The sequence below is a fragment of the Kitasatospora sp. NPDC058032 genome (genome assembly GCF_042885845.1).
Lineage (GTDB): Bacteria > Actinomycetota > Actinomycetes > Streptomycetales > Streptomycetaceae > Kitasatospora.
In genome coordinates this window covers 91,492-115,717 of record NZ_JBHVRK010000003.1, presented here as the reverse complement: position 1 = coordinate 115,717, position 24,226 = coordinate 91,492, and the positions used below count along the sequence as shown (strand labels likewise).

General features: G+C 72.4%; 20 protein-coding genes. 10 read left to right on the top strand and 10 right to left on the bottom strand.

Going from position 1 to position 24,226, the window contains the following annotated elements:
* Nucleotides 1-579: 579 nt before the first annotated feature.
* The 6 genes from ACFVUH_RS05960 to ACFVUH_RS05935 all read left to right on the top strand — a co-directional run bounded on the left by ACFVUH_RS05960 (nucleotide 580) and on the right by ACFVUH_RS05935 (nucleotide 6,115).
* Nucleotides 580-1,434 carry a bifunctional methylenetetrahydrofolate dehydrogenase/methenyltetrahydrofolate cyclohydrolase gene (locus ACFVUH_RS05960; protein ID WP_355358548.1) on the top strand — a complete coding sequence of 285 codons (855 nt, stop codon included), beginning with the start codon at nucleotides 580-582 and terminating at the stop codon, nucleotides 1,432-1,434.
* A gap of 43 nt (nucleotides 1,435-1,477) precedes the next feature.
* A complete protein-coding gene (locus ACFVUH_RS05955) occupies nucleotides 1,478-1,897 on the top strand; it encodes a DUF3017 domain-containing protein (protein ID WP_355358551.1) in 420 nt (139 codons plus the stop codon).
* A gap of 203 nt (nucleotides 1,898-2,100) precedes the next feature.
* Entirely contained in the window at nucleotides 2,101-3,093 is a 993-nt protein-coding gene (locus ACFVUH_RS05950; protein ID WP_355358554.1) for a malate dehydrogenase, read from the top strand.
* A 77-nt stretch (nucleotides 3,094-3,170) separates the two neighbouring features.
* Nucleotides 3,171-4,496 carry a hemolysin family protein gene (locus tag ACFVUH_RS05945; protein WP_355358557.1) on the top strand — a complete coding sequence of 442 codons (1,326 nt, stop codon included), beginning with the start codon at nucleotides 3,171-3,173 and terminating at the stop codon, nucleotides 4,494-4,496.
* Nucleotides 4,497-4,526: 30 nt separating this feature from the next.
* Nucleotides 4,527-5,567 (top strand): tryptophan--tRNA ligase, encoded by a 1,041-nt coding sequence (gene trpS / locus ACFVUH_RS05940; RefSeq protein WP_355358560.1) that lies wholly within the window; start codon nucleotides 4,527-4,529, stop codon nucleotides 5,565-5,567.
* 56 nt (nucleotides 5,568-5,623) lie between these two features.
* Nucleotides 5,624-6,115: a 2'-5' RNA ligase family protein gene (locus tag ACFVUH_RS05935; RefSeq protein ID WP_355358563.1), complete on the top strand. Its 492-nt coding sequence runs from the start codon at nucleotides 5,624-5,626 to the stop codon at nucleotides 6,113-6,115.
* Here ACFVUH_RS05935 and ACFVUH_RS05930 read toward each other — a convergent pair.
* Together ACFVUH_RS05930 and ACFVUH_RS05925 are read right to left on the bottom strand one after the other, a co-directional pair.
* On the bottom strand, nucleotides 6,103-8,640 hold the full coding sequence (locus tag ACFVUH_RS05930) for a CDP-glycerol glycerophosphotransferase family protein (RefSeq protein WP_387911464.1): 2,538 nt from the start codon (nucleotides 8,638-8,640) through the stop codon (nucleotides 6,103-6,105). The two genes, ACFVUH_RS05935 and ACFVUH_RS05930, sit on opposite strands and share 13 nt — an antisense overlap.
* Before the next feature lie 209 nt (nucleotides 8,641-8,849).
* Entirely contained in the window at nucleotides 8,850-12,425 is a 3,576-nt protein-coding gene (locus tag ACFVUH_RS05925) for a CDP-glycerol glycerophosphotransferase family protein (RefSeq protein ID WP_387911462.1), read from the bottom strand.
* Nucleotides 12,426-12,575: 150 nt separating this feature from the next.
* On the opposite strand from ACFVUH_RS05925, the gene ACFVUH_RS05920 reads away from it, so the two are divergent.
* Together ACFVUH_RS05920 and ACFVUH_RS05915 are read left to right on the top strand one after the other, a co-directional pair.
* The gene (locus tag ACFVUH_RS05920) at nucleotides 12,576-13,574 is read left to right on the top strand and encodes a glycosyltransferase family 2 protein (protein WP_387911460.1); all 999 of its coding nucleotides are present in this window, start codon (nucleotides 12,576-12,578) and stop codon (nucleotides 13,572-13,574) included.
* Nucleotides 13,575-13,634: 60 nt separating this feature from the next.
* Complete coding sequence (locus ACFVUH_RS05915) at nucleotides 13,635-14,615, top strand: YihY/virulence factor BrkB family protein (RefSeq protein WP_387911458.1); 981 nt, start codon at nucleotides 13,635-13,637, stop codon at nucleotides 14,613-14,615.
* Between the two features lie 25 nt (nucleotides 14,616-14,640).
* Here the strand turns inward: ACFVUH_RS05915 and ACFVUH_RS05910 are convergent, their stop codons facing one another.
* A complete protein-coding gene (locus ACFVUH_RS05910) occupies nucleotides 14,641-15,849 on the bottom strand; it encodes a D-alanyl-D-alanine carboxypeptidase family protein (RefSeq protein WP_387911456.1) in 1,209 nt (402 codons plus the stop codon).
* Nucleotides 15,850-15,997: 148 nt separating this feature from the next.
* Between ACFVUH_RS05910 and ACFVUH_RS05905 the strand changes: the two genes are divergently transcribed.
* Nucleotides 15,998-16,255: an SCO4848 family membrane protein gene (locus tag ACFVUH_RS05905; protein ID WP_355358575.1), complete on the top strand. Its 258-nt coding sequence runs from the start codon at nucleotides 15,998-16,000 to the stop codon at nucleotides 16,253-16,255.
* Between the two features lie 94 nt (nucleotides 16,256-16,349).
* On the opposite strand, the gene ACFVUH_RS05900 is transcribed toward ACFVUH_RS05905, so the two are convergent.
* The 4 genes from ACFVUH_RS05900 to sdhC are packed head-to-tail and all read right to left on the bottom strand — an operon-like array spanning nucleotide 16,350 to nucleotide 19,784.
* Nucleotides 16,350-17,123 carry a succinate dehydrogenase iron-sulfur subunit gene (locus tag ACFVUH_RS05900; protein WP_344343381.1) on the bottom strand — a complete coding sequence of 258 codons (774 nt, stop codon included), beginning with the start codon at nucleotides 17,121-17,123 and terminating at the stop codon, nucleotides 16,350-16,352.
* On the bottom strand, nucleotides 17,123-18,865 hold the full coding sequence (gene sdhA, locus ACFVUH_RS05895; RefSeq protein WP_387911455.1) for a succinate dehydrogenase flavoprotein subunit: 1,743 nt from the start codon (nucleotides 18,863-18,865) through the stop codon (nucleotides 17,123-17,125). Before sdhA ends, ACFVUH_RS05900 begins: the two co-directional genes overlap by 1 nt.
* 38 nt (nucleotides 18,866-18,903) lie before the next feature.
* On the bottom strand, nucleotides 18,904-19,395 hold the full coding sequence (locus ACFVUH_RS05890) for a succinate dehydrogenase hydrophobic membrane anchor subunit (RefSeq protein WP_355358581.1): 492 nt from the start codon (nucleotides 19,393-19,395) through the stop codon (nucleotides 18,904-18,906).
* An 8-nt stretch (nucleotides 19,396-19,403) separates the two neighbouring features.
* Nucleotides 19,404-19,784, bottom strand: coding sequence for a succinate dehydrogenase, cytochrome b556 subunit (gene sdhC / locus ACFVUH_RS05885; RefSeq protein WP_093861779.1), 381 nt, complete (start codon nucleotides 19,782-19,784; stop codon nucleotides 19,404-19,406).
* A 223-nt stretch (nucleotides 19,785-20,007) separates the two neighbouring features.
* Here sdhC and ACFVUH_RS05880 point away from each other — a divergent pair, with 223 nt between their 5' ends.
* Nucleotides 20,008-20,838, top strand: a complete 831-nt coding sequence (locus tag ACFVUH_RS05880; RefSeq protein ID WP_387911453.1) for a hypothetical protein — start codon at nucleotides 20,008-20,010, stop codon at nucleotides 20,836-20,838.
* A gap of 11 nt (nucleotides 20,839-20,849) precedes the next feature.
* On the opposite strand, the gene ACFVUH_RS05875 is transcribed toward ACFVUH_RS05880, so the two are convergent.
* The 3 genes from ACFVUH_RS05875 to ACFVUH_RS05865 form a co-directional block, all read right to left on the bottom strand.
* Complete coding sequence (locus ACFVUH_RS05875; protein ID WP_355358587.1) at nucleotides 20,850-21,335, bottom strand: 2-oxo-4-hydroxy-4-carboxy-5-ureidoimidazoline decarboxylase; 486 nt, start codon at nucleotides 21,333-21,335, stop codon at nucleotides 20,850-20,852.
* Between the two features lie 312 nt (nucleotides 21,336-21,647).
* Nucleotides 21,648-23,315: an alpha/beta hydrolase gene (locus ACFVUH_RS05870; RefSeq protein ID WP_387911450.1), complete on the bottom strand. Its 1,668-nt coding sequence runs from the start codon at nucleotides 23,313-23,315 to the stop codon at nucleotides 21,648-21,650.
* A 76-nt stretch (nucleotides 23,316-23,391) separates the two neighbouring features.
* Nucleotides 23,392-24,135: an SDR family oxidoreductase gene (locus tag ACFVUH_RS05865; RefSeq protein ID WP_387911449.1), complete on the bottom strand. Its 744-nt coding sequence runs from the start codon at nucleotides 24,133-24,135 to the stop codon at nucleotides 23,392-23,394.
* Between the last annotated feature and the right edge of the window lie 91 nt (nucleotides 24,136-24,226).

Sequence of the window (24,226 nt, the reverse complement as noted above, 5' to 3'; positions counted from 1 at the left end):
AGCGGAGGACCCGGAACGGACCGGCGGGTCGGGTGGCCGATCGGACGGGACGTTAGCGGAGCGCACTGACACCGGGGCCGTGCGGGACCGGGTGTGCGCTCCCGCTCAGGGCCGTGGGAAGCGGGCGAACGGGAGCCTGGACGGCCTGCCGGTGAGGGGCGTGCCGCGGCGGCGGTCGGTCGTCGGCGCGGTGCGGTCTGGTCGGCTCACTTCGTTCTTCCCCCGGGTACGCCCCCGCCGGGTCTGTCCGTCGGCCCGTCACCGGGCCGGATGCGGCGGGGAATGCCCGCATATCGTCGACCGGGCGGCCGGGCCCTGTCCAGCCGGGCTCGCGCATGGGGCCGGACTGTGGCGCAACCGCAATACGACCCGAACGTTCCGTACCCGTTCGTCCACCTCCCGTACTGCTCCGCCACCGCCCGGGCCGCACTCCCCGCCCCGGTCCCGCCCAGGTCCCGGCGCCGTTCCGCCGCCGTCCCGGCACCCTGCGGCCGCCCTCCCGCGGCCGTCCCGCCGCCGGCTCCCCCCGGTCCGGGACCGGTGGCACGGACGCTTGCCCGGATCCGGGAGAATGGGGTCATGACTGCCCAGATTCTCGATGGCAAGGCCACCGCGGCCGCGATCAAGTCCGAACTCGCCGCCCGCGTGGCGGCCCTCCAGGCGAAGGGCGTCGTGCCCGGCCTCGGCACCGTCCTGGTCGGCGACGACCCGGGCAGCCGCTGGTACGTCAACGGCAAGCACCGGGACTGCGCCGAGATCGGCATCGCCTCGATCCAGCGCGAGCTGCCCGCCACCGCCACCCAGGAGGACGTCGAGAACGTCGTCCGCGAGCTCAACGCCGACCCGACCTGCACCGGCTACATCGTCCAGCTGCCGCTGCCCAAGGGCCTCGACCAGAACCCGGTCCTGGAGCTGATGGACCCGGACAAGGACGCGGACGGCCTGCACCCGACCTCGCTCGGCCGCCTCGCGCTGGGCATCGACGGCCCGCTGCCCTGCACCCCGCTCGGCATCGTCGAGCTGCTGCGCCGCCACGACGTGCCGATCGACGGCGCCGAGGTGGTCGTGGTCGGCCGCGGCGTCACCGTCGGCCGCTCGATCGGCCTGCTGCTCACCCGCCGCAGCGAGAACGCCACCGTCACGCTCTGCCACACCGGCACCCGTGACCTCGCCCACCACCTGCGCCAGGCCGACATCATCGTGGCCGCCGCCGGTGTGCCGCACCTGGTCAAGCCGGAGGACGTCAAGCCGGGCGCGGCCGTGCTGGACGTCGGCGTCAGCCGCAGCGAGGGCAAGATCGTCGGCGACGTCCACCCGGGCGTGGCCGAGGTGGCCGGCTGGATCTCCCCGAACCCCGGCGGCGTCGGCCCGATGACCCGCGCCATGCTGCTGAACAACATCGTCGTGGCGGCCGAGCGCCGCGCCGGCATCTGACCCGCCCCGACCGACGACCGACGATCCCGAAGGACGGGAAGCCATGACCGAACCGCGGCGGACCCGGCGCAGGCCGGTCAAGACCACCGGCACGCTGCCCCCCGAGGGCTCGGCGGCGGCCCTCGGGCGCGACCACGCGCTGCCGGTCCGGCAGTGGCCGATAACGCTGGTCCTGCTGGTGGTCGGCGCCGGCCTCGCGGTCACCTGGTTCGCCGACTTCCAGGACGGCTTCAAGTACGGGCTGCTGATCATCGGCGGCGGGGTGCTGCTCGGCGCGCTGCTGCGACTGGTGCTGCCGGAGGTCGGCATGCTGGCGGTGCGCAGCCGGTTCACCGATGTGATCGTGCTGACCTTCCTCGGCGTGTCGATCGTGCTGCTGACTCTGATGGCCCAGCCCAACCCGTGGGTGGAGTTCCCGGTGCTGGACAACATCGGCCAGCTGATCGGGCGCCCCCGCCGGTAGTCCGGCCGGTCGTGCACGGCCCCCGCCCGGGACCCGGGCGGGGGCCGTCATCGTCTGTGACCAACCAGTCACGACCTCGCCCGAGGCGTACGCTTCCCTTTGCGATACCCTGACGCCGGTTCTCTCGATGTCGAGAGACCGTCCGCGGCTCCGGCGCGCCGAACGTGCCTGGGGCACCTGGCGATCTGCTGGAGAAGGTAGAAATGACCCGCACCCCCGTCAACGTCACCATCACCGGAGCCGCCGGCCAGATCGGCTACGCGCTGCTCTTCCGCATCGCCTCGGGCCACCTGCTCGGCGCCGACGTCCCGGTGAACCTGCGCCTCCTGGAGATCCCGCAGGGCCTCAAGGCCGCCGAGGGCACCGCCATGGAGCTCGTCGACTGCGCGTTCCCGCTGCTGCGTGACATCACCATCACCGACCAGCCGAACGTGGCCTTCGACGGCGCCAACGTCGCGCTGCTGGTCGGCGCCCGTCCGCGCACCGCCGGCATGGAGCGCGGCGACCTGCTGCAGGCCAACGGCGGCATCTTCGGCCCGCAGGGCAAGGCCATCAACGCCCACGCCGCGGACGACATCAAGGTCCTGGTCGTCGGCAACCCGGCCAACACCAACGCCCTGATCGCCCAGCGCAACGCCCCGGACGTGCCGGCCGAGCGCTTCACCGCGATGACCCGTCTGGACCACAACCGCGCCGTCGGCCAGCTCTCGGCCAAGACCGGCGCCCTGGTCTCCGACATCAAGCGCGTCACCATCTGGGGCAACCACTCCGCCACCCAGTACCCGGACGTCTTCCAGGCCGAGGTCGCCGGCAAGCCGGCCTTCGAGGCCGTCGGCAGCGACCTGGCCTGGCTGGAGAACGACTTCATCCCGACCGTCGCCAAGCGCGGTGCCGCCATCATCGAGGCCCGCGGCGCCTCTTCGGCCGCCTCGGCCGCCAACGCCGCCATCGACCACGTCCACACCTGGGTCAACGGCACCGCCGAGGGCGACTGGACCTCCATGGGCGTCGTCTCCGACGGCTCCTACGGCGTCCCGGCCGGCCTGATCTCCTCCTTCCCGGTCACCACCAAGGACGGCAAGTTCGAGATCGTCCAGGGCCTGGAGATCTCCGACTTCTCGCGGACCCGCATCGACGCCTCGGTCAAGGAGCTGACCGAGGAGCGCGACGCGGTCCAGGAGCTCGGCCTCATCTGAGCCGCGCCCCAGCGCCCCACGACGGCCCGTCGTCCCTTCCCGGGGGACGGCGGGCCGTCGCCCTACACTGACCCGCTGTGAACGAAACCATCGAGGATGCCGCACTCGTCCTCGTCTTCATCGTCCTGGGCGGCCTGTTCAACGTCGCCGAGATCTCGCTGATCTCGCTGCGCGAGGGCCAGATCCGGACGCTGGAGGCACGCGGCACCCGGCGGGCGGCCCGGGCCGCGCACCTCGCGGCCGACCCGAACCGCTTCCTGGCGGCCGTCCAGGTCGGCGTCACCTGCATGGGCTTCCTCTCCGCCGCCTTCGGCGCCGACACGCTGGCCGGCAAGGTCGCCCCGCTGTTCGTGCGGGCCGGGCTCTCCGAGGGCGTCGCCGACGCCACCGCCCTGGTCGGCCTCACCCTGGTGATCAGCTACGTCTCCCTGGTGCTCGGCGAGCTCACCCCCAAGCGGATCGGCCTCCAGCGGGCCGACGCCATCGCCGTGCTGGCCGCCCCGGTGGTCGACGTCATGTCGGTGGCGCTGCGCCCGGCGATCTGGCTGCTCGGCCGTTCCACCGATCTGATGGTCCGGCTGCTCGGCGGCGACCCGAGCGCCGGGCGCGGCTCGATGAGCTCCGAGGAGCTCCGCGGCCTGGTCGCCGCCAACACCGAACTCGGCAGCGACCAGCGGACGTTGATCGCCGATGTGTTCGCCGCCGGGGAGCGCCAGCTGCGCGAGGTGATGGTCCCGCGCACCGAGGTGACCTTCCTGGACGCCGAGCGCCCGCTCGCCGAGGTCCGCGCCCAGGCGGACTCCTCGCCGCACTCCCGCTACCCCGTGGTCGAGGGCAGCTACGACGCGGTGACCGGCTTCGTGCACGTCCGCGACCTGTACGGCGCGCGCGGCGAACGGGCCGCCAAGGTCCGCGACCTGGCCCGCCCGGTCAAGCTGCTGCCCGGCACCAAGCAGGTGCTGGAGGCGATGGGCGAGATGCGCCGCGAGGGCCACCACCTGGCGATCGTGGTCGACGAGTACGGCGGCACCGCCGGCATCGTCACCCTGGAGGACCTGGTGGAGGAGGTGATCGGCGAGATCCGCGACGAGTACGACACGCCCGAGCCCGCCCCCACCCGGCGGCTGGCCGGCGGCGGCGTGGAGCTCGACGGCCTGCTCAACCTGGGGGACTTCGCCGAGGAGACCGGCGTCACCCTCCCCGAGGGCCCGTACGAGACGGTGGCCGGCTGTCTGGTCGCCGCGCTCGGCCGGCTGCCCGCCGACGGCGACCGGGTGCGGATCCCGGCCGGCCCGGGCCTGGAGGTGCTGCTGACGGTGGCCAAGCTGGAGGGCCGGCGGATCGCCCGGGTCGGGGTGAGTGCCGTCACACTGGCCGGGCCGCCGGGGGCCGAGGTTTCCTGACCGGTCGGTGGAACTGGAACAATGGCCCGCATGGTCAACGCAGCGGTCACTGGTCCGGTCAAGGACCGTCCCCGGGTGCTCTCCGGCATCCAGCCCACTTCCGGTTCGTTCCACCTCGGCAACTACCTGGGCGCGGTGCGCCAGTGGGTCGACCTGCAGAAGGAGAACGACGCCTTCTACATGGTCGTCGACCTGCACGCGATCACCATCGAGCAGGATCCGGCGACGCTGCGCCAGAACACCCGGGTCTCCGCCGCGCAGCTGCTCGGCGCGGGCCTGGAGCCGGAGCACTGCACCCTGTTCGTCCAGTCGCACGTGCCCGAGCACGCGCAGCTGGGCTGGGTGATGAACTGCCTCACCGGCTTCGGCGAGGCCTCCCGGATGACCCAGTTCAAGGACAAGTCGGCCAAGCAGGGCGCCGCCGGGACCTCGGTGGGCCTGTTCACCTACCCGATCCTCCAGGTCGCCGACATCCTGCTGTACCAGGCGGACGCCGTCCCGGTCGGCGAGGACCAGCGCCAGCACGTGGAGCTCACCCGTGACCTCGCGGAGCGCTTCAACACCCGCTACAGCCCGACCTTCACGGTCCCCAAGCCGTACATCCTCAAGGAGACGGCCAAGATCCAGGACCTCCAGGACCCGGCCATCAAGATGAGCAAGTCCGCGTCCTCCGCCAAGGGCCTGGTGGGCCTGCTCGACGACCCGAAGGTCAGCGCCAAGAAGTTCAAGAGCGCCGTCACCGACACCGGCACCGTGGTCTCCTACGACGAGGAGGAGAAGGCCGGCGTCTCCAACCTGCTGCGGATCCACTCCGCCCTGAGCGGGCAGTCCGTCGAGCAGCTGGTGGCGCACTTCGAGGGCAAGATGTACGGGGCCCTGAAGACCGAGCTGGCCGACCTGTTCACCGAGTGGGTGACGCCGTTCCAGGAGCGCACCCGGGGCTTCCTGGACGACCCGGCCGAGCTGGACCGCGTGCTCGCGCTGGGCGCCGAGAAGGCCCGCGCGGTGGCGTCCGAGACGCTGGCCCAGGTGTACGACCGGATCGGCTTCCTCCCGGCCGCCAAGCGGTGACTCCGCCGACGAGCCTGCCCGGTGGTGAGGGTCTCCCGGAGACCCTCACCATCGGCGTGTCCGTCAGCGTCCCGGATCCGTACGGAGCGGCGATCCAGGACGCCCGGGCCGGGCACGGCGATCCGCTGGCCCGGTCGATACCCACGCACGTCACGCTGCTGCCGCCCACCGAGGTGCCGGCCGAGGCGCTGCCGAAGATCGAGGAGCACCTGGCGGCGGTGGCCGCCGCGCACCGGCCGTTCCGGATGGTGCTGCGCGGCAGCGGCAGCTTCCGCCCGGTCTCCCCGGTGGTGTTCGTCCGGGTCGAGGAGGGCGAGCGGGAGTGCCGGCTGCTGGAGGCGGACATCCGCTCCGGCCCGCTGGCCCGGGAGCTGGCCTTCCCGTACCACCCGCACGTGACGGTGGCGCACGGGCTGTCGGACGACGTGCTGGACCAGGCCCACGAGCAGGCCCGGTCCTTCCACGCGGCCTTCCCGGTGCCCGGGTTCGGCCTCTCCCGGTTCGACGCGGACGAGGTCTGGCGCCCCTGGCGGACCTACGGCTTCTGACCGGTGCGCCCGGCCGGGCCGCCGAGTTCGAGCATCCGGTCGACCACCCGGCGGGCGGCGGCGCCGTCGTCCAGTGCGTTGTGCACGTCCTGGAAGCGCCGGTAGCGCTCGGCGAACCCGGCGGGCACCGCGCCCCCGGTGTCGGCGAGTTCGCGCAGCGCGCCGACCAGCGCCGCCGAGTCGTCGACCAGCGGGCCGGGCGCCTGCGCCTCGAAGTCGAAGGCGAAGCCGCGCAGGCTGTCCCGGTAGTGCGCCAGGTCGTAGGTGAAGAAGAGCACCGGGCGGCCGGTGATGGCGAAGTCGAACAGGATCGACGAGTAGTCGGTCACCAGGACGTCGGTGATCAGCAGCAGCTCCTGCACGTCCGGGTAGTCGGCGCAGTCGACGGCGAAGCCGTCCCCGGTGCCGGTCAGCGGCTCGCGGACGTGCGCGTGCGGCCGCAGCAGCAGGACGTGGTCCTCGCCGAGCGCCCGCCGGGCGCGGTCGAGGTCGATCCGCAGGTCGAGCTGGAAGCCGTCGCCGTCGGGGCGCGGCCGGTCCTCGCGCCAGGTCGGCGCGTAGAGCACCACCCGCCGGCCCTCGGGAATGCCGAGCCGGCGGCGGACGGCGGCCGCCCGCCCGGGGTCGGGGCGGGCCAGCACGTCGTTGCGCGGGTAGCCGGACTCCAGGATCTCGCCCCGGTAGCGGAAGGCCCGGCGCAGGATCGGGGTGGCGAAGGGGCTGGGGGAGAGCAGCAGGCTCCAGTGCGGGGTCTCCCGGTCGAGGGCGGCGAGGTAGCCGTGGTCGGCGAGCCAGGGGTTGTCGACGTCGTGGGCGATCCGCTTGAGCAGGGCGCCGTGCCAGGTCTGGACGACGACCTGGCCGGGGCGGCGCTGCAGGAAGTCCGGGAAGTGGGTGTTGCCGACGAGGTAGCGGCTGGTGGCCAGCGCCCGGTACCACTCGGGGCTCCAGACCCGGACCGCGCGGACCCCGGGCGGCAGCTCGGCCTGCGCGTCGTCGACCACCCACAGGTGCTCCAACGGCGTGCGGCGGCGGGCGAGTTCGGCGTGCACGGCGCGCGGTGAGTCGGCGTAGCCGCGGCCGCCGAACACGTCGTACAGCACCGCCTCGCGCAGCGGTTCGCGGCGGGCCGCGGGGTAGCCGGCGGTGCGCTGGCGGGCCTGTGTCCAGGCGCTGCGCTCGGCGGCGCTGAGGACGGGCGTGGAGTCCAGGAACAGGGTGTCGTGCCAGCGGCGCTCCAGCACGATCCGCTTGCCGCCGGTCTGGGTGGCGGCGGGCAGCGCGGCCAGGGCGGCGGGCGCGACGGTCAGCGGGCGGGCCGGGCCCGGACCGTCGGCCGGGTGCAGCGCGGCCTCCCACAGGCCCTTGCGCAGCGGCAGCGGGGTGCCGTCGGAGCCGGTGCGGGTGGCGGGCAGCCGGACGGTGAACCGCGCACCGGGGCCGAGCTCGACCGGGTGGCGGACCTCGGTACCGCTGCCGCTGTGCCGCAGCACGAGGTGGAGCGGGCCGGGCGCGGGGCAGCGGCCGGCGAGTTCGAAGCCGCCGGCCCGCGGGGCGAGCCGTTCGACCCAGCCGGCGGCGGGCCGCACGCACAGCTGGAGCCGGCCGTCGGCGAGGTGCTTGAGGTGCAGCGCCCGGTCCTCGGCGCCGGGCATCGGGTGCTGGCCGGAGACCGGCCCGCCGCGTTCGTCCAGCACGAGCGGTTCGACGGCGCCGTCGGGGTCGACCAGGTCGACGTCCCAGTGCTCCAGCTCGTCGGTGCCGCGTCCGTCGGCGGTGAACAGCGCGTACGGCAGGTGCGCGGTGACGGTGCGTCCGGTGCGGGTGGCGGGCTCGGTGAGGACGGTGCCGCTCTCGCGGTGGCGCAGCCGCAGTACGTTGCGGGCCTGGCCGGGGTCGGCGGTGGTGAGGTGCAGGCCGATCCCGTCGGGGGCGGGCAGGGCGCGGTCGAGGCGGACGGCGGGGCGTTCGAGCCGCAGGACGAGCAGGCCGTCGGCGAAGTGCGGCTGGAGGCGCACGTCGTGGTCCACCCAGCGGGCGGGCGGATACTCGCCGGAGCCGCACCAGTGCGGGGCGAGGCCGCCGTACTGGCGGCGCAGCCGGGTGGGGCGGCCGAGGGTGAACAGGGTGGTCTCGACGGTCCAGTCGCCGAGCAGCCAGCCGTCGACGCCGCGCAGCCGGCGCGGTTCGACGAGGGCGGTGAAGCCGGCCCAGTCGTGGTTGTGCTCGGGCTGGGCGCTGTCGTCGGTGATCTCGGGGAGCCGACGCGGCCGGGTGGGGACGTGGACCGGTTCCTGGTGGTGGCCGAGGCGCAGGGTGAGCCAGGTCCAGGCGGAGCCGGGGTGGGCGGTGGGCCGGTCGTCGGGGCGGGCGAACCCGGTGAGTTCGAGGCCGCGGCCGGTCCAGCGGGCGCGCAGCAGTCCGAAGGCGGCGTTCTCCTCCTCGCTCGGCAGCGGGGCGCCGAAGCGGGGGTCGCCGAAGCGCGGCGCGGCGTGCGGGAGGACGAACCGGGTGAGGACAGCCATTTCCACGGACCTTTCTCGGCGAGAATTTCCATCTCACCCGGAAAAGCATCCGAGGTCAATTTTAGAATGTCGTTTTAATTAGCTTTTGAGTTCCATTCGGAAACGCCAGTTCGAAATTCCGGAATTGCGGTCTGTAAAACGCCGGAGGCGCCCGGCGCGGTGTTCGCGTCGGGCGCCTCCGGTGCCGGCGGTCGGGCCGGTCGGGCCGGTCAGGCCTCGCGGCTCAGCATGGCGTCCACGGCCCGGGCGGCGGCGCGGCCGTCGTCCAGGTCGCAGTACTTCGCGCGGAACGCCGCGTACTTCTCGGCGTACTCGGTGCTGATCTCGTCCACCCGGCCGAGCGCCGCGACCACGTCCTCGGAGGTGGCCAGCAGCGGGCCGGGCGCCTCCGCCTCGAAGTCCAGCGAGAAACCGCGCAGGTTGTCGCGGTAGTGCGCCAGGTCGTAGGTGAAGAACAGCACCGGCTTGCCGGTCGCGGCGAAGTCGAACGTCGACGCCGCGTAGTCGGTCACCAGCACGTCGGCGACCAGCAGCAGCTCCGCCATGTCCGGGTAGCTGCTGACGTCCCAGAGGTAGCCGTTGCCGGCGCCGGGGATCTGCTCGCGGACGTTGGAGTGCCGGCGGACCAGCAGCACCTGGTCGTCGGCCAGCGCCGCCCGCGCGGCGTCCAGGTCCAGCTGGAGGTTCAGCTGGTAGCCGCCGTAGTGGCGGCGCCGGTCCTCGCGCCAGGTCGGCGCGTACAGCACGATCTTCTTGCCCTCGGGCAGGCCGAGCCGCTCGCGCACCCGCTCCGCGGTCTTCTCCCGGTCGGCGGAGAAGAACAGGTCGTTGCGCGGCAGGCCGCTCTCCAGGATCTCGCCCTTGAAGTCGAAGGCGCGGCGCAGCACCGGGGCCGCCCAGGTGCTGCCGGCCAGCAGGATGCTCCAGTTCGGAACCTCCTGGGCGAGGCCCTTCAGGTAGTGCGCGTCGGTGAACCAGACCTTCTCGAAGTCGTGGCCGACCTGCTTCAGCGGCGAGCCGTGCCAGGTCTGCAGCACGATCTGGCCGGGCCGGCGGACGAAGAAGTCCGGCAGGTGCGCACTGGTGACGACGTACTTGGCGGTGGCCAGCGCCTCGAACCACTCCGGGCTCCAGAGCCGGACGGAGCCCGCCGACTGCGGCAGGTCCGCCTGCAGGTCGTCGGTGCCCCACAGGTGCTCCAGCGGCAGGCCGCGGCGCACCAGCTCCTCGTGGATCGCCCGCGGCGAGTCCGCGTAGAGGCCGCCGAGCGCGACGTTGTAGAGCACGGTGTCGCGCAGCGGCAGCCGGCGGGCGGCCGGGTAGTCGACCGTGCGCAGCTGGCGCTGGCGCCAGCCGCTGCGCTCCTCCGGAAGCAGTATGTTCTCCGACTCCAGCTGCAGGCCGTCGTGGTGGCGGCGCTCCAGCACGATCCGCTTGCCGCGGGCCTCCACCTCCAGCGGCAGCGAGCCCCAGCACTCGGGCGAGATCAGCGCGTAGGAGGCCATGTCGGGGTGGAAGGTGGCACCGACCGGGCGGAACGAGATGTTCCAGCCGCCCTGGGTCAGCGGCACGTTGCCCGCGAAGGACGCGGTCGGCACGGCCGGCAGCGCGGTGCGGAAACGGCCGTCGGCGATCTCCACCGGGTAGATGTGCTGCTCCTCGCCCCAGTGGTGGCGGACCACCAGCTCCCAGCGGTGGGTGCCGGGCAGCGGGAAGGTGCCGCTGAGCAGGAAGCCGTCCGCGCCGCGCGCGGTGACCTCGTGCACTATCGGCTGCAGCAGCTGGTCCAGGAACTGGAGGTAGCCGCCGGGGGAGGGCTTGCTGTAGAGGGCGCGGCGCTGCTCGGGCTCGGCGTCCGCGTTGAGCACCAGGTTGAGCTGCTCCGGCGGGTTGCGGTCGTCCCAGGAGAGCGGCACGGCGGTGCCGTCGGCCAGCACCAGATGGGCGTCCCAGCGGTCGCGGGCGCGCTCCTCGGCGATCGGGTCCAGCTCCGCCCAGCTCTCGCGGACCCCGGTCAGCTCGGGGATCCCGAAGGAGGCGCGGAACGGCTGCAGACCGCCGACCGGGGTGCCCGCGGACACCGGGAAGAACAGCTCGCGCTCGGACTCGACGTGGGTGAGCCGCATCCGGGCCCCGGCCAGCCGGACGCCGGAGCGGGCCGCACCGGCGACCTCGACGGTGTCGCCCTGCGCGGCGATCCCGGTCACCCGGATCCGCACGTTCTCCACCCGCAGGTAGACGCTGCCGTCGCGGACGAACGGCACGATCCGCACGTTCGGCTCGACCCAGTGCGAGGGCTGGTAGAGCGCGGTGTCCGCCCAGCCGGCCCAGACCCGGCCCTTGTAGACGCCGCCCTTGCCCGCGCCGGCGACCAGGACGCGCCAGTTGCCGTCCTTCCACTGGCCGCGGTGCTTGAGCTTCTCCGGGTCGACGGAGACGGTGAAGCCGGCCCAGTCGCAGTTGTAGAGGTCGTGGTGGTTGGTGGCGGTGGCCTCGGGGCTGTACTGGGTCTTCATCGGCACGGCGATGACCCGGCGGCCCTTGGCCTCGCGCAGCACCAGGGTGCGGACCATGTCGTGCTTGTTGGCCGCGCCCAGCTGCTCCGGGTACGCGTGGCCGGTCAGCTGCAGCCGGCCGCCCTCCCAGTGCGCGTCGTAGAGCCGGCTGCGGATGACGGTGGAGTTGCGCAGGCTGAGCAGGCCCGACGGCACGCTCTTGCGGCCGCCGCGCAGGAACGGGTAGTCGGCGTACGGGCGCAGCAGGCCCTTGGCGATGACGCCGCCGTTGCTCTCGCCCTCGTACTTGATCTGCTCGACGAACTCGTCGATCCGGCCCTGCAGGGTCAGGTGGTACTTCAGGCGCAGCGGCGCGCGCAGCTTCTTGACCTGCTCCGGGCCGATCGCGCGCAGCAGCCGGCTGACGCAGCGGATGTAGGCCTCCCGGTACTCCTTGTCGCCGTCCACGACGGACCAGAAGAACATCGGGATCTCCTCGACGAGGGTGTTCTCGTCGTAGGACTTCAGGTACTCGGCGAAGCGCGGCTCGGTCTGCTTCTTCAGCCAGCCGCGGACCAGCTCGACCGAGGTGACGCGGTCGATCAGGCCCTTCGGGTTGGTGCGCATCTGGGTGATCGACATCTCGCCGACCTCGCGCTCGCGCCAGTGGTAGATCGGCTCGGAGAGCACGTCCACGCTCTTGGCGAGGTAGTGGTGCGGCACGCTGACCGGGGCGTCCTCGTACAGGATGCCCTCGGGGTAGAGGATGCCGGCCGCGTCGAAGAAGGAGCGGCGGTACACCTTGTTCCACGCGGTGCGGTCGGTGACCAGCGAGGGGATCTCGGTGATGTGCGTCTTGAGCACGGTCTTGGCGAACGGACGGCTGTGGCCGCCGGACTGGTAGTAGCCGATCGCACGGAACCGCAGCACGTTGCCGGTGGCGAAGTCCGAGCCGGTCTCGTCCAGCGTGTTGATCATCAGCTCGTACGCGCTGGGCGGCATCGAGTCGTCGCTGTCGACGAAGCAGAGGAACTCGGAGTCCGGGTCGATGTGCCGGATGCCGGTGTTGCGGGCCGCGCCGAGGCCCTTGTTGACCTGGCGGACCAGCCGGAACCGGGAGTCCTTGGCGGCGTACGCCTCGGCGAGCGCGGCACTGGTGTCCTTCGAACCGTCGTCGACCATGACGCACTCGAAGTCCGTGAACGTCTGGGCGGCGATCGAGTCGAGGCACTCCACGAGGTAGCGCTCGACGTTGTAGATCGGAACGACGATGGAGAGGCGGGGAGCCATCGGCTACGCAGGCCTTTCTCGGGAAGGAGCGTGGCAGCCCGGTTCGGGGTCTGACCGCACTTTGATCGGTGCGTACGTGCCCGTCGATCCTACCGTCCGGCCCACGGACCCCCGGGGCCCCGGGTCAAACGCCCCCACTACCCTGGGGCCATGCCCCGCTTCAGTGTGATCGTCCCGGTCTACAGGGTCGAGGAGTACCTCCCCGAGTGCCTCGCCTCGGTGCTCGGCCAGGACGGCCCGGACTTCGAGCTGATCGCGGTGGACGACCGCTCGCCGGACGGCTGCGGCGCCCTGCTCGACGAGGCCGCCGCCCGCGACCCCCGGGTGCGGGTGCTCCACCTGCCGGAGAACGTCGGCCTCGGCCGGGCCCGCAACGCCGGCCTGGAGGTCGCCACCGGCGACTACGTGCTCTTCCTGGACAGCGACGACACCCTGACCCCCGGTCTGCTCAAGGCGGTGCACGACCGGCTCGCGTCCGGCGGCGACCCGGACGTCCTGGTCTACGACTACGCCCGCACCTACGCCGACGGCCGGGTCGTCCGGGCCGCCTCCGCCAAGGTCTTCGGCGCCCCCTCCCGGGACGTCTTCGACCTCGCCGACCGCCCCGAGCTGCTCGAACTGCTCCAGGTGGTCTGGAACAAGGCCTACCGCCGCGACTTCGTCACCGCCCAGGGCCTGACCTTCCCGGCCGGCTACTACGAGGACACCCCCTGGACCTACCCGGCGCTGCTTGCGGCCCGGAGCATCACCCTGCTCGACCGGATCGGCGTGCACTACCGCCAGCGCCAGGAGGGCGGCAACATCCTGGCCACCGCCGGCCGTAAGCACTTCGACGTCTTCGGCCAGTACGACCTGGTCTTCGCGTTCCTGGACGGCCGCCCCGACCTGGACCGCTGGCGCCCGGTGGTCTACGGCCGGATGCTGCACCACCTCAACACCGTGGTCTCCCGCCCGGGCCGGGTCCCGCCCGGCGACCGCCGGGAGTTCTTCCGCCGCGCAGCCGAGCACTGCGCCCGGCTGCGCCCGGCCGGCTACCGCGCGCCCGGCGGGGTGGCCGGGCTGCGCACCGAACTGCTCGGCCACGGCCGGTACACCGCGTACCAGGCGGTCCGGGCGCTGGCCCGGGCCCGGCGGATGGTCCGCGGCTGAGGCCCGGACGGGCGGCCGGGCCTGACGGCCGTTCGGGGGACATCCGGGTATAACCGGACGGTGGACTTCCTGACCCGTATTCCGGTGATCGGCCCGCTCGTCGCCCGGGTGCTGCGCAGCCGCCCGTACCGCGCCTACGAGCACTTCACGGAGCTGCGCGGCAACCGGCTGGCCGGCGCGGTCACCTTCTTCGGCTTCCTCGCCCTCTTCCCGCTGCTGACGGTCGCGCTGGCGATCGCCGTCGCGACCCTCAGCGACAGCCGGGTCGAGGATCTCGAACACCGCATCTCCGACCAGCTGCCCGGCATCTCCGACGCGCTGAACCTGCCCTCGCTGGTGGCCAACGCGGGCGCGGTCGGCCTGGTCGGCGGGGTGCTGCTGGTGCTGTCCGGGCTCGGGTGGGTGGACACCATGCGGACCTCGATCCGGGACCTGTGGCAGCTGCCCGCCGAGGAGGGCAACCCGCTGCTGCGCAAGGCCTGGGACTTCGTGGTGCTCGGCGGTCTGGGCCTGGTCTCGCTGGTCTCGCTCGGCGCCTCGGCGGCCGGCACCACGCTGGCGGGCCGGATCGCCGACTGGATCGGCCTGGGCGCCGGCGGCTACCTGCTCACCGCGGCCGGGCTGCTGATCGCGGTGGCCTCGGACATGCTGCTCTTCGCCTACCTGCTGGCGCCGTTCCCGCGGATCGGCGACCAGCGCCGCCGGGACGTCCTGCAGGCCGCGCTGATCGGGGCGGTGGGCTTCGAGCTGCTGAAGATCCTGCTCTCCTCGTACCTCGGCTCGGTCGCCGGACGGAGCCTCTACGGCGCCTTCGGCGTGCCGGTGGCGCTGCTGCTCTGGATCAACTTCGTCTGCCGGCTGCTGATGTTCTGCGTGGCCTGGACCGCCACCGCGGACCCGGCGGCCGCCCGCGAGCGGGTCCGGGAGCGCGCCCGGGCGATGGTCGAGGCCGCCGACGAGCAGGCCGCCGGGGCGGGCACCGGCGGGCCGGCGGGCGGGCCGGCCCGGGACACGGCGCGGGCCCGGCCCCAGGAGGACTGAGACCGGGCCCGGACGTGCCGGCGGATCACCCGCCGACGGCGCGCCGCCGGAACAGCAGCAGGACACCCCCGCCGCCGGCCGCCAGGGCCAGCCCGACGGCGACCCAGCCGGCCGCGCCGAGCCCCTCGCCCCCGTCCACCCGCGCGGTCGCCGCGGCGGCCGGGGCGGAGTCGCTCGGCGTGGGGTGCGGCGGCGGGGCGGGCGCCCCGGCCGCGCCGCCGGCCTGACCGGTCGGCGTCGGCGCGACGGACTCGCCCTCCTCGACCAGCTTCCCGACCGGGGTGACCTTGCCGGCCGCCGCGAAGCCCCAGTCCAGCAGGGCGGCCGTCTCGTCGTAGACCTTCTGGTAGCTGGAGGGGTGCATGACCGTCACCAGCAGGGTGCGCCCGCCGCGTTCGGCGGCGCCGACGAAGGTGGAGCCGGCGTTGGTGGTGAAACCGTTCTTCACCCCGATCAGCCCCGGGTACTTGCCGAGCAGCCGGTCGGTGTTGGCGATGCCGAAGCTGCCGCGCTGGCCGGTGTTCTTGTCCACCGCGCCCGGGAACATCGCGTCGCGGGTCGCGCAGTACGCCCGGAAGTCCGGGTTGCGCAGCCCCGCCCGGGCGAACAGCGTGAGGTCGTACGCCGAGGAGACCTGGCCGTCCGAGTCGTAGCCGTCCGGCGAGACCACCCGGGTGTCCCGGGCCTGCAGAGCCTCGGCCCGCGCCTGCATCTCGGCGACGGTGCGCTGCACCCCGCCGTTCATGTGCGCGAGCACGTGCACCGCGTCGTTCCCCGAGCTCAGGAACACCCCGCGCCAGAGGTCCTCGACCTTGTACTCCAGGTCCTCCTTGATGCCGACCAGGCTGCTGCCCGGCCCGATCCCCTGGATCTCCGCGTCCTCCACCTTGTGCACCGCGTTGCGGTCGAACTTGGGCAGCACGGTGTCGGCGAAGAGGATCTTCAGGGTGGACGCGGGGGCGAGGCGCAGATGCGGGTTGCTGGTCGCCAGGACCTCCCCCGAGGAGGCGTCGGCGACGATCCAGGACTGCCCGGTGAGGTCCCCGGGCAGCGCGGGGGCGCCGGGCAGCGGGTTCACCTGGACCCCGGGGAGCCCCAGCCGCTCCCCGCCGACCGCGACCGGCGGGGGCGGCGGCTCACCGGGGGCGGCGACGGCCGCCGGGGCGGCGATCAGGAGCGGGAGCGCCGCGACGGGCGCGGCGAGCAGGCGTGCGAGCTTCGAGCGAGTGGGCACCACCAGACGGTACCCAGTCCGGGCCCCCGCCGTCCGCCCCCTTGCCCCTCCGGACCGCAAGGAGGCCCCCACCGTACGCCGAACGGACGCCGAGCATACTGGGAGGGCACACCGTCTTCACCTCCCCGCCGCACCGAGGACCACCCCCATGAAGCTCAGCCGTCGCACCTCCTGGTTCCTGACCGCCTTCGGCGTCTGGTCGATGATCATCTGGACCACCTTCGTCAAGAACCTCTGGAAGGACTCCGGCGGCCAGGCCTTCACCAACGGCGACCACTCCCAGCCCACCGCCTTCTTCTGGGTCCACCTCCTGCTCGCCGTCACCTCCTTCGCCCTCGGCATCGCCGTCGGCGCCGTCGGCGTCCGCGGCCTGCGCGCCACCCGGCGCGAAACCGCCGCCGGCTGACCCGCGAGCCCGGCGTCCCGCGCCGGGCCGGGGCAGCGCGAAGGCCCCCGTCCACGTGGACGGGGGCCTTCGCGCGCTGCGGGGTGCTCCGGGATCAGAAGCGGCGGGTGACCAGGGCCCGCTTCACTTCCTGGATCGCCTTGGTGACCTCGATGCCACGGGGGCAGGCCTCCGAGCAGTTGAAGGTCGTCCGGCAGCGCCAGACGCCCTCACGGTCGTTCAGGATCTCCAGGCGCTGCTCCGCACCCTCGTCGCGCGAGTCGAAGATGAAGCGGTGCGCGTTGACGATCGCGGCCGGGCCGAAGTACTGGCCGTCGTTCCAGAACACCGGGCAGGACGACGTGCACGCGGCGCACAGGATGCACTTGGTGGTGTCGTCGAACCGCTCGCGGTCCTCGGCGGACTGCAGGCGCTCGCGGGTCGGGTCGTTCCCCTTGGTGATGAGGAACGGCATGACGTCCTTGTACGCCTGGAAGAACGGGTCCATGTCCACGACCAGGTCCTTGAGGACCGTCAGGCCCTTGATGGCCTCGATCGTGATCGGCTTCTCCGGGTTGACGTCCTTGATCAGGGTCTTGCACGCCAGCCGGTTGCGGCCGTTGATCCGCATCGCGTCGGAGCCGCAGATGCCGTGCGCGCAGGAACGGCGGTAGGTGAGGGTGCCGTCCTGCTCCCACTTGATCGTGTTGAGCGCGTCCAGGACGCGCTCCTTCGGGTCCATCTCCAGCTGGTAGTCGACCCACACCGGCTCCGGGTGCTCCTCCGGGTTGAACCGGCGGATCCGGAAGGTGACGGTGATCAGCTTGGTGCCACCGGCCTCGACCGCGTCCAGAGCGGCCGAGTGCTTCTCCACGGTCGGAGTGCTCATCAGTACTTACGCTCCATCGGCTGGTAGCGGGTCTGCACGACCGGCTTGTAGTCAAGGCGGATGGAGGTGCTGCCGTCCTCGGCGACCTCCTGGTACGCCATGGTGTGCTGCATGAACTTCACGTCGTCACGGGTCGGGAAGTCCTCGCGGTAGTGACCGCCGCGCGACTCCTCGCGGGCGAGCGCGGAGACCGCCAGGACCTCGGCCAGGTCGAGCAGGTTGCCCAGCTCGATGGCCTCCAACAGGTCCGTGTTGTAACGGAAGCCCTTGTCCTGGATGGCGACGTTCTTGTAGCGGACCTTCAGCGCGGCGATGTCCTCGACGGCCTGCTTCAGGGTCGCACCGGTGCGGTACACCATCGCGTTGGTGTCCATGGACTCCTGCAGCTCCTTGCGGATCTGCGCCACGGACTCGGTGCCGGTGGCCTCGCGCAGGCCGTCGACCAGGTCCTGGACCAGCTGCTCCGGGTTCTCCGGCAGCGGCACGAACTCGTTCGCCTCGGCGAACCCGGCGGCGGCGATGCCGGCCCGGCGGCCGAACACGTTGATGTCCAGCAGCGAGTTGGTGCCCAGGCGGTTGGCGCCGTGCACGGACACGCAGGCGACCTCGCCGGCCGCGTACAGGCCCGGGACGACCTCGGTGTTGTTGCGCAGCACCTCACCCTCGACGTTGGTCGGGATGCCGCCCATGGCGTAGTGCGCGGTGGGCTGGATCGGGATCGGGTCCGTGTAGGGCTCGATGCCGAGGTAGGTGCGGGCGAACTCGGTGATGTCCGGGAGCTTGGCGTCCAGCTGCTCCGGCGGCAGGTGGGTCAGGTCCAGGTAGACGTGGTCGCCGTCCGGACCGCAGCCGCGGCCCTCGCGGATCTCGGTGTAGATCGCGCGGGAGCAGACGTCACGGGACGCGAGGTCCTTCATGACGGGGGCGTAGCGCTCCATGAAGCGCTCGCCGTCCTTGTTGCGCAGGATGCCGCCCTCGCCGCGGGCGCCCTCGGTGAGCAGGATGCCCATGCGCCAGATGCCCGTCGGGTGGAACTGGAAGAACTCCATGTCCTCCAGCGGCAGGCCGCGGCGGTAGGCCACCGCCTGGCCGTCACCGGTGAGGGTGTGGGCGTTCGAGGAGACCTTGAACATCTTGCCGGTGCCGCCGGAGGCGAACACGACCGCCTTGGCCTGGAAGACGTGGATCTCGCCGGTGGCCAGCTCGTAGGCGACGACGCCGGCCGTGCGGCCCTCGTTGATCAGCAGGTCGAGGACGTAGAACTCGTTGAAGAACTCGACGCCGTGCTTGACGCAGTTCTGGAACAGCGTCTGCAGGATCATGTGGCCGGTGCGGTCGGCCGCGTAGCAGGAACGGCGGACCGGGGCCTCGCCGTGGTTGCGGGAGTGGCCGCCGAAGCGGCGCTGGTCGATCCGGCCCTGCTCGGTGCGGGAGAAGGGCAGGCCCATCTTCTCCAGGTCGAGGACGGCGTCGATGGCCTCCTTGCACATGATCTCGGCGGCGTCCTGGTCGACCAGGTAGTCACCACCCTTGACCGTGTCGAAGGTGTGCCACTCCCAGTTGTCCTCCTCGACGTTGGCGAGGGCGGCGCACATGCCGCCCTGGGCCGCGCCGGTGTGGGACCGGGTGGGGTAGAGCTTGGTCAGGACGGCGGTGCGGCTGCGCTGCGTCGACTCGATGGCGGCGCGCATGCCGGCGCCGCCGGCGCCGACGATGACGGTGTCGTACTGGTGAATCTGCATGGGGGTTTAACTCGCCTCTGGCCTCTGCCGATTTCCGATTAGATGTTCGGGTCGAAGGTGAAGATCACCAGGGTTCCGAGCAGCACGGTGAAGACCGTGGCGGTACCCATGAGGCCCTTCAGCCAGAGCCGGGTGGAGTCCTTCTCGGCGTAGTCGTTGATGACCTGGCGCATGCCGTTGGCGCCGTGCAGCATGGCCAGCCAGAGCATGGTGAGGTCCCAGACCTGCCAGAACGGCGAGGCCCAGCGGCCGGCCACGAAGGCGAAGCCGATCTTGGAGACGCCGCCGTCGAGCACCAGCATGATCAGCAGGTGGCCGAGGATCAGCACCACGAGGACGATGCCGGACAGGCGCATGAACAGCCAGGCCAGCATCTCGAAGTTGGTACGGGTGCGGCGCGGGGTCTTCTTGGTCCGCTGACGGGCCGGCTCGACCACGAAGGCGTCGGCGGGGTTGCCCGTGCCGAGGCCCTTGCCGGTGTGCGCCTGAGCGGAGGGGACCACCACAGCGTCGGAGATTTCCGTGGACATGTCTCAGATCACTTCCCGAACCAGGAGGTCAGCGTGTGCTGCAGGATCGGGTAGAAGGCGCCGGCCATGAGGACGACCCAGACTCCGACCACGGACCAGAGCATCTGCTTCTGGTACTTCGGGCCCTTCGACCAGAAGTCGACGGCGACGACGCGCAGGCCGTTCAGGGCGTGGAACAGGATGGCGGCCACCAGGCCGTACTCCATCAGGTTCACGAGCGGCGTCTTGTACGTCTGGATGACGGTGTCGTACGCCTCGGGAGACACCCGCACCAGGGCGGTGTCCAGGACATGGGCGAACAGGAAGAAGAAGATGAGGACGCCGGTGACTCGATGAGCCACCCAGCTCCACATGCCTTCCCGGCCGCGGTACAGCGTTCCAGCCGGCACGGAAAAACCCTCCGGAAGCGATTGGGGGCTCGGCCGGCTTCGGTGTCGGTCAGCCCGGCCGGGTACGGTCCACCGGCCGCGAGCATCCTATCGACGCCTTGTCGGGAACCGCCTCCGGGGGCCCTCGGTGTGATCAAAGAGGCACTTCTGGCCTAGCTGGGTGGGAACCGAGGAGCGATTTGCGACGCTGGGTGACCGATGTGTCGCACAAGGTCGCGCTACGGTGGGCGGCCCCGTCCGCGCCGACACCCCCGACGAGGCCCCCGTGCCGCACCCCGCTCCGCGTCCGCCCCGCCCCCTGTTCCTCGCCGCCGCCCTGCTGCTCGCCGCGGGCTGCGCCGCCCCCGCCGGCGAATCGGCCGACCGGGCGTCCTCCACCGCCCCGCCCCGCGAGCTGTCCGCCGCCGAGCTGCGCGCCGCCGCGGTGACCGAGGCGGACCTCGGTCCCGGCTTCACCGTGACGGTCATCACCCCCGGCCGTGGCGCGACCGGCCCGGACGGCGGCCGGGAGGCCGCCGACAAGCCGGCCTGCCAGCCGCTGCTGGACTCGGTGGCCCCGGCGCCGGCCGCCGGCCGGGCGGGCGTGTCGGCCTCCGCCCCGCCGGTGTCGGCGGTGCCGTCCGCCGAGACCGATCTGAGCGTGGCCCTGGCCGGCGATCCGGCGGGCAGCCTCTACGGGGCGCTGCTCGGCTACCCGGGCGACCGGGCGGCCCGGCTGCACGCGGAGCTGGAGGGGCTGTTCGGTCCGTGCGCGGAGTTCGCCTCGACGGCGCCGCCGCCCCCGGCGGAGAAGGGCCGGGGCGCGACCCGCACCGTGCACCGGCTGAGCCGGAACGACACGCCCACGCCCGAGGGAGCCGACGCGGCGACGGGTTTCACCCTGACGAATGAATCGGGCTCGGTGGTGCTCGCTCAGCGTGCCGTCCTGGCGAGGGTCGGACCGGCCCTGGTGGTGTTCAGCACGGTGGGCGTCGGCGCCGAGCCGGCCCCCGCGCCGGACGAGCGGGTCGTCCGGCGTCAGGTGGCCAGGCTGCGGGCGGCCCAGCGGGGCTGAGCGCCCCGCCGTCAGCGGGCCGCGGCCCCCGAGTGGGTGGCGACCAGGTGCTCCAGGCGGTTGAGGGCGATCCGGCGCAGCTCGTCGGCGGCGACCAGGCGCTCCTCGTCGGGATCGTTGGCGAGACGGGTGCGGATCGAGCCGAGGACGGCGTCGAGCATCTCCTCGGGGTCGATGCCCTCCAGGCAGACCACGAAGACGTGGCCGAACCGGGCCTCGTACGCGGCGTGGGCGGCCCGCAGCGCGGTGTGCGCCGCCTGGCTGCCGGGTGCGCGCATGCCGAGGAGCGGCTGCGGCATCCAGCTCTCGTCCGCCAGCGCCTCGGCCAGGTCGGCCGGACGCAGGTCGTACGAGGCCTCGCTGGCGGCGGCGAGCAGGGACTCTATGTCGGGGTAGGGCCGGTGCACGGTGAGCCGCAGGGCCCACCGGTGACTGCCGCAGCAGGCCAGCAGGGCCTCCTCCGCGGCTCCGGCGTCGGCTTCGTTGAATCGGTGCAACCCGAGGAGGGTCGGCTCGTCCCGGGGATCGAGCCTCGGTGACGGGATGTCGCTGGCCAGCGGGTCCTCCTCGTGAGGGCGGGAAGGTGCCGGTGAAGGGGGCGGTTGGAGTGGTGGGTGACGCGCCGGTGAAGCCTGGTGAAGTATGAGGCTGCGGAACGGCGTCCAATGCCCGTCCGGCTGTGGCTCCAAGGTAGTTGAGCGCTCATCAGTTGGGGAGGGCGCGGGCGGATTTCATCCGAACGAGCTATCAAGTTGTGACGTTGACACCTCGGTGTCAGCGCCCTCCCCGTCTTCACCGGCTACGGCGCGTCACTCGCACTTCGTCCCGGCGGCCGGCAGCGTGCCCTCGGTGAGGTAGGCCGCCAGTGCGGCGTCGATGCAGCTGTTGCCCTTGCCGAAGGCGCCGTGGCCCTCGCCGACCCGGGTCAGCAGGGTGGCGTTGGCGAAGCCTGCGGCCAGCGCCTCGGCCGAGGCGTACGGGGTGGCCGGGTCACCGGTGGTGCCGACGACCAGGATCGGGGCGGCGCCCTCGGCCCGGACGGTGTGCGGCTTCTCGGTGGTCTGGAACGGCCAGTAGGCGCAGGAGGCCTCGCTGTAGTCCTCGACCGCGACGCCCTTGGAGAGCAGCGGGGCCTCGGCCCGGAGCTTGGCCACCGCCTGCTGGGCGCGCTCGGGGGTCGGGGCCGGACGGGAGGTGTCGGCGCAGCTGATCGCGCTCATCGCCTCCTCCATCGGGTTGTAGTGGCCGTTCTCGTCGCGGCCGTTGTAGCTGTCGGCGAAGGCCAGCAGGTAGTCGCCCTTCTTGCCGAGCATCGCCCAGGCGAGACCGTTGCGCAGGGACGTCCAGGAGGTCTTCTCGTCGCCGTAGAGCCTCGACATGACGCCGGTCCAGGCGAGGTCGCTGCCGAGCTTGCGGCCGTCCTTGGTGGTCATCGGGTGGTCGCGCAGGCCGTCCAGGAAGTCGGCGCCCTTCTTGGCGGCCTTGGCCGGGTCCTTGCCGAGCGGGCACTCGGCGGCGAAGTTCTGCGCGCAGTCGGCGGCGAAGCGCTGGTAGGCCTTCTCGAAGGCGATGGTCTGGTCGATGCCGTGGTCCAGCCGGTCCTGGGCCGGATCGACGGCGCCGTCCAGGACCAGCCGGCCGACGTTCTTCGGGAACTCCTCGGCGTAGAGCGCGCCGAGGTAGGTGCCGTAGGAGACGCCGAGGTAGTTGAGCTTCCGGTCGCCGACGACCGCGCGCAGCACGTCCAGGTCGCGGGCGGTGTTGCGGGTGCCGACGAAGGGCAGCAGCTTGCCGGACTTGGCCTGGCAGACGGCGGCGTGCTCGGTGGCGTTCTTGACGTGCTCGGCCTTGCGGGCCACCGGGTCGAGCGGCTGGTCGCTCTCGTTGTCGGCGTCCCTCTTCTTGTCGTCGTAGCAGACGACGGGCGAGCTCTCGCCGGTGCCGCGGGGGTCGAAGCCGATCACGTCGAAGCGGTTGTGCAGGGTGCCGTCGTAGTCCTTGGCGCCCCACTTGACCATGTCTATGCCGGAGCCGCCGGGGCCGCCGGGGTTGACCATCAGCGAGCCGATCCGCTGGTCCGGCTTGGCGGCCGGCAGCTTGATCAGCGCGAGGTCGAGGGCGTCGGCGGCGGGGTCGGTGTAGTCGAGCGGGACGTGCAGCTTGCCGCAGAGCATGGCGGACAGATCGACCTGGGCCTTCTCGGCGGCCGGGTCGGCCGGGCACGCGGCCCAGGTGATCTGCTGGCCGTAGAACGGCTTGAGCGCCGGGTCGTCGGCGCCGGTGGGCTTCACCGTCGGGGTGGGCGTCGGCGTCGCGGTCGGGGTCGCGGCGTCGGTGGCGGCGGTGCTCGACGGTGCGGAAGCGGCCTGGTCCTGAGCCGGCTTCTTGTCTCCTCCACAGGCGGTGGTGAGGAGCAGGCTGCCGGCCGCGACGGCGGCCAGCAGGAGGTGCGGGCGGGTGGCCCGGTGAATCTTCATCGCACGTATGTACCACTCACGGGTGACAGTTCGAGTACTGACCCCGGCCGGGACACCGCCCGCACCTGTCGGCCCGTCAGAGTGCGCGGTGCACCTTGTGGTTGGCGGCCTGGGCGCGCGGGCGGACCACCAGCAGGTCGATGTTGACGTGCGGCGGCCGGGTGACCGCCCAGGCGACGGTGTCGGCGACGTCCTCGGAGGTCAGCGGCTCGGCGACGCCCGCGTACACCGCGGCGGCCTTCTCCTCGTCGCCGCGGAAGCGGGTCACCGCGAAGCCCTCGGACTTCACCATGCCCGGGGCGATCTCGATCACCCGGATCGGCTCCCCGCACAGCTCCAGCCGCAGCGTCGCCGCGATGGTGTGCGCCGCGTGCTTGGCCGCCACGTAGCCGCCGCCGCCCTCGTAGGCGGCCAGCGCGGCCGTCGAGGAGAGCACCAGGACGGTGCCGTCGCCGCTCGCCCGCAGGGCCGGCAGCAGCGCCTGGGTCATGTGCAGCACGCCGAGCACGTTGACCTGGTACATGGCCAGCCAGTCGGCCGGGTCGCCGCTCTCGACGCTCTCCGCGCCGATCGCCCCGCCGGCGTTGTTCACCAGCACGTCCACCCGGCCGACCTCGGCGGCGAAGGCGTCGACGGCGGCCCGGTCGGTGACGTCCAGGGTGTACGCCCGCCCGCCGGTCTCCGCGGCCAGCGCCTCGATCCGCTCGGTGCGGCGGGCGGTGAGCACCACCTCGAAGCCCTCGGCCGCCAGCCGGCGGGCGGTCGCCGCGCCGATTCCGCTGCTGGCACCGGTGACGACGGCCACCTTCTGCTCGGTCATTGCCACTCCTGAGATATCCCGGTCGGTTCAGCCGATCATCTCAAGGCCTTCGGCGCTACATTGCGAGAGGAGTGGACCTGCCCGCCGACCC